The following is a 12,232-nucleotide window of genomic DNA, read 5'->3' as shown; positions in this document are numbered from 1 at the left end:
GTCAGACCAGCTCGTATCCGGCTTCGGACACGGCGTCGGAGACCTCGTCGCGCGCGAGTTCGCGATCGCTGGAGATCTCGACGACGCCCGTCTCCAACGTCACGTCAACATTGTTCACGCCGGGGATCTCGCCGATCTCCTCGCGAACCGATGCGACGCAGTGGCCGCAGGTCATGCCGGTGACGGTGTAGGTGCTTGTGGTCATCGTATTCGGTTACCTTTCATGGTGGTTGATCGTCGTCAGTGTTGACTGCATCGACTTGGCTGGCCGCATCAGGACTTGACGAGCCGGGCGATCGCGGCCATTGCCTCGTCGACCTTCGCACGACCCGCGTCGTCACTCTCCTGCGCGGCGTGTACCACACAGTGGTTCATGTGCTCTTCGAGCAGGCCGAGTCCGACTGCCTGCAGGGCCTTGGTCATCGCCGACAACTGGGTGAGGATGTCGATGCAGTACTCCTCGTCGTCGACCATGCGCTGAAGCCCACGCGCCTGTCCCTCGATGCGTCGAAGACGCTTGAGGTAGTCGTCTTTGCGCGTGATGTATCCGTGCGCGTTGTGCTCGGCGTCTGTGTTGGCCCCGGCGTCCGGTGTCGCGTCTACGGTCATGGTCACTCTCCTCGTATACCCCTTACCGGTATACCAGGAATCGTCATGAAACGGTACCCCCCTAGGGTATATCGCGATCGGCCGCATGAGCGTCGGATCGCCATGCTCGCCGCGCCTCCATTCTTGACTGAATATTCAGTCAGGATCTACGCTGCCTAGAGGTCACCCGCGGGACCGAGTGCCAGGACGAGAGGAACCCCAGAAATGCGACGCCGTGCTTTTCTGCAGCTGTCAGCCACCGCGATCGGTGCTGCCGTGCTCGCGGCGTGCAGTGACGGCGACACCGCCGCGACGTCATCGGGCGAACGGCGGTCGGACGAGCGGCGATGGGTGATGCCAGACGAAGGTCAACGGCACACGCGAACGTGGATGGCCTTCGCCGCCGGCGAGGCGATCTGGGGCGCGCGGCTGGTGCCGGAGGTGCAACGTAACCTCGCGATGATCGCTACCACCATCTCCCGGTTCGAACCTGTGTCGATGTTGGTGTCGCCCGACGAGATGGGCGTGGCTCGAGAGTTGATCGGCGGAGCGAACGTCGAGTTGGTGGCGTGTCCCCTGGATGATCTCTGGATTCGTGACACCGGCCCGGTGTTCGTGAAAACGGATACCACCGCGGGTGGCGTGGATTTCAACTTCAATGGCTGGGGCGGAAAGCAAGACCACGGCCGCGACAGCAAGGTCGCAGATTTCGTCGCCCGACGCGGTGGCGCGGAGACGGTGCACACCGATCTCGTGCTGGAGGGCGGGGCGCTCGAAGTCGATGGTGAGGGCACCGCGATCATCACCGAGAGCTGCGTGTTGAACAACAACCGCAACCCCGGGTGGTCGAAGGCAGATGTCGAAGGCGAGCTCGATCGCCTACTCGGCGTGACGAAGGTGATCTGGTTGCCTGGGGTACGTGGCAAGGACATCACCGACGGGCACACCGACTTCTACGCCCGTTTCGCCAGTCCCGGAACGGTGGTCGCAGGACTGGAGACCGATCCCGAGTCATTCGACTATGACGTCACGCACCGCCATCTCGACATCCTGCATGCGGCGACGGACGCGCGCGGCCGACCACTGACGGTCGAACAACTCGAGAGCCCATCGAGTGTGCGTGAGCAGTTCGCCAGCGACGACTTCGCGGCCGGGTACATCAACTTCTACGTCTGCAACGGTGCGGTGATCGGTCCGCAGTTCGGGGCCTCCGACACCGATGCCGCCGCGAAGGACACGCTGCAACAGCTGTTCCCCGACCGTGAAGTGGTGCAGGTCAACATCGACGGCATTGCTGCCGGAGGCGGCGGAATCCACTGCGCCACTCAACAGCAGCCGGCCTGAACATCGGCGCCCACCAATCCTGCACCCGCACTCTGAGCGTGGGTCGATCTTCGGAGAAGAGATGTCTGACCGTCGAACCAGCATCCTGGAGGCAGCGGTGCGCGTCATCGCCGAACACGGCGTGCGCGGGCTGCGCGTAGCGCAGTTGAGCGCCGAAGCCGGGGTGTCGACCGCGCTGATCTATTACCACTTCACCGACCGCGACGGCATCCTGCGGGCTGCACTCGAATACATCAACGAGCGCGCTCAGGACTACACGACACCTAGCGCCGACTCCCACCCCCGGACACAGCTGGAGTCAATGCTGCTCGACGAACTGCAAGACACCGACGAGGTGCGCACCGCGAGCGTTGCCTGGGGCGAGCTACGAGCGAGCGCGGCGTTCACTCCCGCCCTCCAAGAACCTCTCCGGGCGAGCACCGCCGCCTGGGACCGAGACGTCGAAGACCTCATCACCCGAATCCCGGACGCCATCACCACTGACCCCGCCGCGACCGCTGCCCGGCTGACCGCATTGGTCGAAGGACTCAGCGAACGATGGCACAGCGGCTCCATCGAGCTGGCCCGCGCCCGTGACCTACTCCGAGGTGCCATCGAGCACGAAGTCGGACCCCGACAACCCGCGTGACGACAAACTGCCTGACTCAGAAACGCGCGCGCTGCAGTGCGTCGGCGAGCTTTGCCAATGCCGCGGCAACCTCACGCAGCGCGTCACTCACCGGATCGGGCTGAGCGCCGGATGCCGGACGACCACCCTGCAACGGGTCGACGTGTTGCTGCGGCGGTGACGGGGGCTGGGGTGATGCTGGCTGGGGTGATGGTGACTGGGGTGATGGTGGCTGCTCGACGGACCGCTGACCGGTCACGTCGAGAGCCTGGTGCCTGTTGGCTTGGAAGGCGGGCGTCGGCGGCGGTTCGGCGTTGGTCGATCGCCGCCCACCGCGATAGGCGTGTGCCGCAGCCGACTGCGTTGACCCAGAATGCGTTGACCCCGAATGCGACGACACCGACTGCTGCGCGGGTGGGGCCTCGCGGAGCGACGACCCGCGCGGATCGTCGAGCCGATGCGACCCGGCGTTACCCGCAGCGATCGGGAGATCGCCCGTCGACGGGCCACTGCGCTGTGGCTGGTCGGGGGTCCCGACGGGTTGCGGCGCAACCCCACCGGGCGCGCGTCGGACACCGCCGTTGCCAGGCACAGGGCTCGGCGCGTGCCCGTTAGACCGCGCATAGAAGTGCGGGCCGCCGTGTCCGTTGAAGAAGACGCAACGCGCTCCCTCGGGCGACGGCACCGGGCACGGATTGCGCTCGATGAGCGATTGCGCGCGGTCGTCGAAGTCATTCCATTCGAGCCAGAGCCGTCTGTCGCTCCGCGGTCGAGTACTCGCATCGGTGGCGTGATTACCCGCGTGTCCGGCTGCCAGTCGACACTGCAGCAGCCATTCCGACGACCCGCTCAAACCGAGCGCGCGACGTTCCTCCGCGGAGCACACAACCGTTGACCAGCAACCCTGGCCGTCCATACGGTCCTCCCATCGGCCCGAATACGCGCAGCTTGCGTGTGGCGACGACGCTACTCGCGATCGCACGGCACGTCACAGTCGGATCAACTGTGGTCACGGCATGCGGTGCGTCAATCGACCCACTCCCCGGCGTCAGTCTACGGAAGTGAGTGCTGGCACTTCTACCCCGACGGCGCAGACATCGCCGTCGATCAGTCGGAAGCGTGGCGAACTCTGTTCACCGGTCCCGTGAAGATCCGTAGCCGGGCATTGTTCGTCGGTGCGCACATGGCATCCGCGTGAGCTGGTCCGCGCCAGCGCGGCTGTCACGACGGCCCGCGCGGCCAATGTCAGCGCGGCATCTTCGACGTCGCGCTGCGTTGCGACGACCCGCGGACTCGCGTCGTCGAGCAGCGCCGCGACGCGCCCGAGTCCCTCCGCGTTCCGTCGCAATCCGACGAAGCGCGACATCGCATTTTGCAGCGCCTCTCGGTCCACTACGTGCTCGACACCCGCATCGACATCACCAAAAGACGTGGTGTCGACAGCACCATCAGCCCTGGCCAGCGCTGCGACGTCGGCCGCGCGCACGCCCACCACCAGCCCCTCGAGCAGCGAGTTGGATGCCAGCCGGTTGGCGCCATGCAGTCCCGTTCGGGCGACCTCTCCTGCGGCAAGTAGCCCCGCGACGCTGGTGCGCCCGTGTGCGTCGGTGACGACGCCACCGCACTGATAGTGGGCGCCCGGCACCACCGGGATGCGCCCGTCCGCGGGGTCGAGGCCCGCTGCGCGCAGTCCGGCGTTGACCGTCGGGAATCGTGTGACAAAGTCGTCGATCGCCGAGATGTCGAGGTACACGCACGGATGTCCGGTGCGTTCCATCGCAGCCGTCACGGCGTTGGCGACGACATCGCGCGGTGCGAGATCGCCGAGCGGATGGACGCCCTCGGTCACCGACTTTCCGTCGACGTCGACGAGGCGTCCGCCCTCACCGCGGATGGCCTCCGTGACCAGCGTGCGCCGACCTCGCGCTCCCGGCGTGTAGAGCATCGTCGGATGGAACTGCACGAACTCGAGGTCGGCAACGTCGGCGCCCGCGCGAAGTGCGAGCGCCAGGCCGTCTGCAGTGGCACCCGCCGGGTTGGTGGTCGCGGCGAAGAGGTGTCCGCTGCCACCCGTCGCGAGCAGCACCGTCGGGGCGTGCACCACTCCCGGTCCATCCGCGCCGAGGTACGCGACGCCGACGGCCCGCTCGTTCGTGGTGAGTACGTGGGTGACGGTGCAGTCGTCGAGGACCCGCACGTCGCCGCGTCGAATCACGGTGGCGACGGCCGCCGAGAGTGCCTGCTGGATTTGCGCGCCCGTGGCGTCGCCGCCGGCGTGGATGATCCGACGCACACTGTGTCCGCCCTCGCGCGTGCGGGTGAGCCGACCCGAAGCATCACGATCGAACTGCGCACCCCATCCGAGCAGGCGCGACACCGCAGACCATCCGTCCGCGAGGATCTCGCGCGAGATCTCGGGATCGCCGAGCCCCGCACCGGCGACCAGCGTGTCGTGCAGGTGCAAGTCGACGCTGTCGTCGGCGCTGTCGGGCGCGACCACCGCGACGCCGCCCTGGGCGTAGTACGTCGAGGTGCTGTGCTCGACCGGCGCTCCATGTTGAGCTGGCCCGGCATGCTCGACCGGCCCGGCATGTGCACGCGATTCAGGGCTGTAAGCAGCACCTTTGTTGCAGATCACCACGCGCAGCCCGAGCTCCGCTGCGCGCAGTGCGGCGGTCAGCCCCGCGACCCCCGCCCCGACCACGACGAGATCGGCCACGAGATCGGCACGTGTGAGATCGAGCGCCATGTGCGTGCTCCTTCGCCGAACGGTGTTTCGACCGCTGAGTGTTTTCAACCCGAGCGTTTTCGACCCACAGTCGAAAACCCTCCCCGAAGACTACGCCGACATTCGCGGTTCGTGTAGATCGGCTCGACGTAGGAGTTGGGCATTGAGGGCGACGATGATCGTCGACAACGACATCAGCAACGCTCCGACCGCCATCGGGAGCACGAACCCGATCGGCGCAAGGATGCCGGCTGCGAGCGGCACCGAGATGATGTTGTACCCGGCGGCCCACCAGAGGTTCTGCTTCATCTTGCGGTACGCCTTGCGTGAGAGTTCGATCGCCGACACGACGGTCCGCGGGTCGTCACCGGCGAGCACGACGCCCGCCGACCCGATCGCCACGTCGGTGCCCGCGCCGATCGCGATACCGACATCGGCGCGCGCGAGGGCAGGCGCGTCGTTGACTCCGTCGCCGACGAAGGCAACGGTGTGGCCCTGCTTCTGCAGGTCGGAGACGATCTGCTCCTTGTCTTCCGGCCGTACCTGCGCGTGCACCTCCGTGATGCCCACCGCCTTGGCCACCCGGTCGGCGACGTCCCGGGCATCACCGGTAATCATCACCGATTCGATGCCGCGGTCGCGGAGCTCGGCGACGGCCTGGGCCGATTCGGGACGCGGTTCGTCGGCGAGTGCGATCACTCCGACGACCTCGTCGTCGATCATGACGTACAGCACCGTGTTTCCCCGAAGGTCCCGTGCAGCAGAGGCGAGATCATCTGGGACAGCGACATTTTCGACGAGCCTCGGACCGCCGACGGACACCTGCCGACCGTCGACGACAGCGCGCACACCCGTTGCGGCGTGCGTACTGAAATCCTTCGACGACGCTGTGCGCACACCCTCGTCCTGCGCGGCGCGCACGATGGCGCGAGCGAGCGGGTGCTCGCTCTGCAATTCGGCCGACGCTGCGAGACCGAGAAGCTCGTCCTTCGAATACCCCTCGCGCGCAACGATATCGTTCACCTCGGGCCGTCCACGAGTAAGCGTTCCGGTCTTGTCGAAGCAGACGACGTCGATTTGCCGAAGGGTTTCGAGCGCGATCCGATTGGTGACGAGCACACCCATCCGGGCGGCACGTTCGGTGGCGATCGAGACCACCAGCGGTATCGCGAGTCCGAGTGCGTGCGGGCACGCGATGACCAGCACCGTGATCGTGCGGATGACTGCGTCCTCGGGTTGTCCGATCGCCGTCCAGATGATGGCGGTCAGCGCCGCGGCGCCAAGCGCGAACCAAAAGAGCCAGCCCGCAGCACGATCGGCGAGTCGTTGCGCACGCGACGTCGAATTCTGCGCTTGCGCAACGAGACGCTGGATGCCCGCGAGCGTCGTGTCGTCGCCGACAGCTCTGACCCTCACCGTGATCGCCGAGTCGGCGGTTACCGTTCCGGCGACCACCTTGTCGCCGACCTTGCGGGTGACGAGATCAGACTCTCCGGTGATCATCGACTCGTCGAGTTCTGCTGTGCCGTCGATGATTACACCGTCCGCGGGAACCCTGCCGCCTGGACGCACGATCACCACGTCGCCCTGGACAAGGTCGGCCGGGGCGACCGTCTCGGTCTGCCCACCACCTGGATCGCCGACGACGCGCTCGGCTTCGTCCGGCATCAATGATGCGAGCGAATCGAGTGCCGACGTGGTCTGCGCGATCGAGCGCATCTCTATCCAGTGCCCGAGCAGCATGATGACGATGAGAAGTGCCAGCTCCCACCAGAAGTCGAGATCGTGAGGGAGCAGGTGAAGCGACGCACCCCACGACGCGACGAATGCGACCGTGATCGCCAGCGCGATGAGGGTCATCATTCCGGGTGTGCGCGAGCGAAGTTCGCTCACGGCACCGGTCAGGAACGGCCGTCCGCCCCAGAGGTACATGACCGTGCCGAGCACCGGCGAGATCAGTCGCACCGCGTTGTCGGGGACGGTGTAGCCGACGATCGACCCGAACATCGGCGAGGCCACGACCACCGGAATCGCGATCACGCACATGATCCAGAACAACCGTCGGAACATCGCGACGTGGTCCATATGACCGTGCGCCCCGTGGCCCATCTCCCCGTGGCTCATGTGCTCGTCGTGGCGCGGTGCTGCGCCCTCAGTCGTGTGCCGGTGCGGTTCCATGACCCCGTTATACCCCCCTAGGGTATGCAGCGCCACCTCATATATGTGCACATATGCGCACATATTGTTACCATCGTGCTGTGCGGGCATTCACCTATCCGACCTTCCGTCGGCTCTACGGCGCGCAGGTCGTGTCACTGCTGGGCACCGGCCTGCTCACCGTGGCGTTGGGTCTGCTCGCCTACGACCTCGCAGGTCCCGACGCCGGACGTGTCCTGGGCACCGCGCTCGCCGTGAAGATGGTCGCGTACGTCGTCATGGCCCCGGTGATGCGCGCCCTCGTCGCTGCCCTGCCGGCCTCACGGGTGCTCGTCGGCGCCGACCTCGTACGTCTCGGCATGGCCTGCTGCCTGCCATGGGTCGGCCACGTCTGGCAGATCTATCTGCTGGTGTTCGCGTTGCAGACCGCATCGGCGACCTTCACACCGACCTTCTCGGCAACCATCGCGCGCGTGGTCGACGACGGCGACGACTACTCGTCCGCCGTCGCGGCATCGCGGATCGCCTACGACCTCGAATCCGTCGGCAGCCCACTGATCGCGGCGGCACTGCTGACCGTCGTGTCGTACTCGACGCTGTTCGTCGGCACCGCGCTCGGCTTTGCCGCGTCCGCTGTCCTCGTCCTCTCGTGCCGCAGAGACATCAACCGCAGCAGCATCAACGAAAGGCCCACCTCCACCTCCACCTCCGCCGAGAGCTTCGCCCGCCGAACCTTCGCGGGTTGTCGAATCATGCTGGCGCGCGGTGTATTTCGCGGCGTGTTGTGGGTCAACGTTGTCGTCGCCGCGGCAACCGCACTGGTCATGGTCGGCACCGTGGTCTTCGTTCGAGCCGACCTCGGAGGTTCCGCGACCGCGGTTGCGGTGGCCTTCGCCGCGTTCGGCGCGGGGTCGATCGCCGCGGCGATCCTCGGGCCGCTGATCTTCCGACGAGCCGGAACCTCACGACCGATGCTGGCCTGTGCCCTCGCCTGCGTGATCGGCGTTGCGGCGATGGCGGCGTGGCTGGGCGCGTCGTCGTACATCTCGTTGCTCGCACTCTGGGCTGTGCTCGGTGCCGCGACGTCGATCATCTCGACCGGTACCGCGCGCCTGCTGCGCGATCACAGCACCGACGCCGACCGCGACGACGTGTTCACCGCACAGTTCTCGCTCTCACACGCCGCGTTTCTGGTGACCTATCCCCTCGCGGGCCTCGGCGCGTCGACCAGCGGGCAAGCGGTGTGCGCTCTCGTGCTGTCGGCGCTCGCGCTGCTCGGACTCGTCGGCGCTGCGTACAGCTGGCGACCGGTCAGTACCACCCGAACAGCGACCACCCGAACAGCGAACACACGGCCGGCGAACCTACGTATGCACCCGCGGATCTCACTTACGATGAATCGAGCAACCGCAACCGCAGACGAACGGTGATCACCGCCGATGAAACAGGCAGCCACCCCTGCCCCGAGCCTCGAGCACCGGGTCAGCCCCGACCCGGAACTCCTCGGCACCTCAACAGCACTGTTCACCATGCTGTCCGATCCCACGCGGCTACACATCCTCTGGCTGCTGCGCGACGAAGAGCGTGATGTCTCAGCCCTGACCGAGGCTGTCGGGGCCTCGCGGACCGCTGTCAGCCAGCACCTGGCCAAGCTGCGCTTCACCGGGCTCGTCGACACACGACGCGAGGGGCGTCGAATCATCTACCGCCTGCGCGACGGCCACGTCGGAAGGGTCATCGCGGAGGCTCTCAACCACGCCGACCACCGGGTCTCGGGCGAGCCGGAGCACGGCTGACGCGAGGCCAGACACCTCGGCCGTTTGCACGTCATGTCCGATTCCCGACTTCGACCTCCTACACTGGGCGCGATGCGAGAACCGGCAAGCACGACGAGCAGGGGGGGAACATGGACAGCACAGTTGACGACGGTCGCCGCGCACGTCTGCGCCCGGCGTCGCCAATCGCCGAGGTCACGCGCCTGGGAGTGACCACCGCCCACGCAACTCTTGGCGTCGGCAAATTCCTCCTCGACACCGCATTCGACGCAGCGCACCTGCGTGCACCGAGTGGCAAGCGCGCGGCCGCGCAAGTGCGTGCGACCTTCGAGCACCTGGGCCCCACCTACGTGAAACTCGGCCAGCTCATCGCGTCGAGCCCCGGCGTTTTCACCGAGACGTTGGGGTCGGAGTTCGAATCGCTCCTCGACAGCGTTCCGCCCGCCGACCCCGACGCGATCCGGCAGGTCTTCATCGACGAGATCGGCAGCGCACCCGAGGACGTCTTCGCCGAGTTCGACCCCGTGCCGATCGCATCGGCGTCCATCGCCCAGGTCCATACCGCGACGCTGCACAGCGGCGACGAGGTCGTCGTCAAGATCCAACGTCCCGGAATCGCCGAACGCCTCGCGCCCGACGTCGCGATCCTCGAACGGCTCGCGGGCCTCGCCGAGATCTCCGAGTACGGCCGGATGTTGTCGGCGCGGCACGTCGTCGAAGATTTTGCCGACGGTCTCGACGCCGAGCTCGACTTCCGCAACGAGGCCGACGCCATGCGCGAATGGTACGAATGTCTCAAACCCGGACAGTTCGGTGATCGCGTTCGCGTTCCCCAGGTCTACGACGACCTGACAACCCCGCGCGTCATGACGATGGAACGCATCTACGCCACCCGCATCGACGACGCCGCTGCTGTGCGCGCCGCGGGGCACGATGGGGTCGCGCTGTGTCGAAACCTGTTGCTGTCGCTGCTCGAGTCGGCGTTTCACGGCGGCTTGTTCCACGGCGACCTCCACGCGGGCAACGTCCTCGTCGACGCCGACGGCCGCCTGGTGCTGCTCGACTTCGGGATCGTCGGACGCTTCACACCACGAACCCGACGCATCCTGCGTCAGCTCGTCGTCGACCTGATCGTCCGCAACGACTACGAATCGGCGGGTCGCGCCATCTTCCTGCTGGGAGCCGTCCGCAACCCCGGTTCGACGACCCAGGGCGGGGCTGACATTCGCAAGATCACCACACCGCTGTCGACCACGGATCTCGGCGACATGAGCTACACCGACCTCGGGCGACAACTCGCCGCGGTCGCACGCGCGCACGACGCCCGATTGCCGCGGGAGTTGGTACTCGTCGGAAAGCAACTGCTCTATGTCGAGAAGTACATGAAGCTGCTGGCACCGCGCTGGAAGGCGATGTCGGACGCGGAGATCTACGGCTACATGGCCGGAATCATGAAGGAAGCCGAACGGGACCGGCGTGCCGATCGAACCGGCATGGGCTGATACCCGGTGGCCGACCATTAGGGTGAGAGCGTTGACCGTGGCCTGCTCGTCGACACGATGCACCGGGCCCGAACCGCACAGGAGTCGAGAATGAGACGAGTTTGGCTGGCGCTGCTGGCATTCCTCGGGGTTGCTTGCATCACCGCGGCGATCGCCATCCCGGCGTTCCTGGTGCCACAGTTGCGCGTGGTGCCACTCGATCTCGACATCACATCCGACGCGTCGACAGTCCCAGCCGACGGCTCGGCCGGTGAACGCTTCCCCGCGGTCATCTTCGATCGCTGCTCGATCTCCCAGCCCAAGGCCCGCACACTCGACGCACATCTGACGCAGCAGCGTCGGAGCGTGATCATCGAGCCGTCGGACAAGCGACAGGCGACGGTGCAGTCCGCGCAGACGGTTCAGATCGACCGCATCCGCGACGCCGATGGCAAGGAGACAACACCGCCCGCTCCCCGCGCCGAAGGCGACCTGAAATGCGACGACGGTCTGCTCACCGCGACCATCGACCGGGTATCGGTCAACCGCAAGACGTCGGTGCCCAACGGAACCGTCAGCTCGCTGCAGCTCGAGGCGGCACCGGAGGGCGTGAACGTCGAGGACGTGTCTGTCCAGTTGCCCGACCGTAAGGGCTTCCAGTACAAGTTCGGCTTCAACGTCAAGAAGCGCTCGTACCTCTATTACGACCTCAACACCCGGCAGGACCAGCCCGCCAAGTACGTCGGCGAGAAGACCTTCAACGGGGTCAAGACCTACGAGTTCGTCTCCGAGGTTCCCGAGACCGACCTCTCGTCGCTGCCCAACGCACAGGGTGAGGCCGCGCTGGGCACGATGCTCACGATGCCCGCCAAGTGGTGGGGCATCTCCGGTCGCGGCGTGAAGCCCGACGACAAGATCACGATGCACCGCTACGCGTCGGCGACCCGCCACGTCTTCGTCGAGCCCGAGACCGGCACGATCGTCAACGGTCGCGAAGATCAGCGTCAGTACTTCAAGTCGCCCGACCAGAGCGACGGGACGCCCGCGCCGGTTCGCGACTTCAAGCTCGACGCACTGAAGGCAACCTTCCAGTGGTCGGACACGACGGTCACCGCGCAGGCCGATCGTGCCCACCACTACATGAATCTGCTCAAGATGGGCGGATTCTGGTTGCCGCTCATCCTCGGCATCATCGGCGCGCTGCTGCTGCTCGCATGGATTCTGATCATCTGGCGGACCCGCAACACCTCTGACAAGAACCTCGAGAGCCCCGACGTCTACGACGACGAGCCCGGCTACGTCGACGACCGCGACTCCGGTCGTGGCAAGGGCGCCGCAACGACGACAGCGCTCGCCGGAACAGCGGCAGGAGCAGGCCTTGCGGGCCGCAACCGCCATGCTGCACCCGAGAACACCGACGATGCCGCGACGACGACGATCGGTGCGGCCGAGACCGAAACGTACGCCGACGAGGACGACGACGCCTACATGTGGGATCGTCCGACTCAGCGCATCCCACGCGTCGAGGGGCCCGCGGCCTCCGACGCTGAGG

General features: G+C 66.4%; 11 protein-coding genes. 6 read left to right on the top strand and 5 right to left on the bottom strand.

The window, feature by feature from the left end; translation table 11 throughout:
• Position 1: 1 nt before the first annotated feature.
• Complete coding sequence (locus tag A5766_RS20145; RefSeq protein WP_005203212.1) at positions 2–205, bottom strand: heavy-metal-associated domain-containing protein; 204 nt, start codon at positions 203–205, stop codon at positions 2–4.
• A gap of 68 nt (positions 206–273) precedes the next feature.
• Positions 274–609 (bottom strand): metal-sensitive transcriptional regulator, encoded by a 336-nt coding sequence (locus tag A5766_RS20140; RefSeq protein ID WP_005203214.1) that lies wholly within the window; start codon positions 607–609, stop codon positions 274–276.
• Between the two features lie 204 nt (positions 610–813).
• Here A5766_RS20140 and A5766_RS20135 point away from each other — a divergent pair, with 204 nt between their 5' ends.
• Positions 814–1,932 carry an agmatine deiminase family protein gene (locus A5766_RS20135; RefSeq protein WP_005203215.1) on the top strand — a complete coding sequence of 373 codons (1,119 nt, stop codon included), beginning with the start codon at positions 814–816 and terminating at the stop codon, positions 1,930–1,932.
• Positions 1,933–1,993: 61 nt separating this feature from the next.
• Entirely contained in the window at positions 1,994–2,560 is a 567-nt protein-coding gene (locus tag A5766_RS20130) for a TetR/AcrR family transcriptional regulator (protein ID WP_005203218.1), read from the top strand.
• 16 nt (positions 2,561–2,576) lie between these two features.
• Here A5766_RS20130 and A5766_RS20125 read toward each other — a convergent pair whose 3' ends face one another.
• The 3 genes from A5766_RS20125 to A5766_RS20115 all read right to left on the bottom strand — a co-directional run bounded on the left by A5766_RS20125 (position 2,577) and on the right by A5766_RS20115 (position 7,445).
• Positions 2,577–3,455 (bottom strand): hypothetical protein, encoded by an 879-nt coding sequence (locus A5766_RS20125; protein ID WP_039854686.1) that lies wholly within the window; start codon positions 3,453–3,455, stop codon positions 2,577–2,579.
• A 132-nt stretch (positions 3,456–3,587) separates the two neighbouring features.
• Entirely contained in the window at positions 3,588–5,288 is a 1,701-nt protein-coding gene (gene nadB, locus A5766_RS20120; protein WP_005203222.1) for an L-aspartate oxidase, read from the bottom strand.
• Between the two features lie 90 nt (positions 5,289–5,378).
• Positions 5,379–7,445: a heavy metal translocating P-type ATPase gene (locus A5766_RS20115; RefSeq protein WP_039854687.1), complete on the bottom strand. Its 2,067-nt coding sequence runs from the start codon at positions 7,443–7,445 to the stop codon at positions 5,379–5,381.
• An 80-nt stretch (positions 7,446–7,525) separates the two neighbouring features.
• Here A5766_RS20115 and A5766_RS20110 point away from each other — a divergent pair, with 80 nt between their 5' ends.
• The 4 genes from A5766_RS20110 to A5766_RS20095 all read left to right on the top strand — a co-directional run.
• Positions 7,526–8,854 carry an MFS transporter gene (locus A5766_RS20110; protein ID WP_324288138.1) on the top strand — a complete coding sequence of 443 codons (1,329 nt, stop codon included), beginning with the start codon at positions 7,526–7,528 and terminating at the stop codon, positions 8,852–8,854.
• 9 nt (positions 8,855–8,863) lie between these two features.
• Positions 8,864–9,220 carry an ArsR/SmtB family transcription factor gene (locus A5766_RS20105; protein ID WP_005203229.1) on the top strand — a complete coding sequence of 119 codons (357 nt, stop codon included), beginning with the start codon at positions 8,864–8,866 and terminating at the stop codon, positions 9,218–9,220.
• Positions 9,221–9,330: 110 nt separating this feature from the next.
• Positions 9,331–10,701, top strand: a complete 1,371-nt coding sequence (locus A5766_RS20100) for an ABC1 kinase family protein (RefSeq protein WP_005203239.1) — start codon at positions 9,331–9,333, stop codon at positions 10,699–10,701.
• Between the two features lie 90 nt (positions 10,702–10,791).
• The coding region (locus A5766_RS20095; RefSeq protein ID WP_064906148.1) for a DUF3068 domain-containing protein at positions 10,792–12,232 on the top strand (1,441 nt) is incomplete at its 3' end.

The sequence above is a fragment of the Gordonia sp. 852002-51296_SCH5728562-b genome (assembly GCF_001665475.1).
Classification (GTDB): Bacteria; Actinomycetota; Actinomycetes; order Mycobacteriales; family Mycobacteriaceae; genus Gordonia; species Gordonia sputi.
Note: the sequence above shows the minus strand (reverse complement) of the source record. Positions and strands in the feature narration are given on the sequence as shown.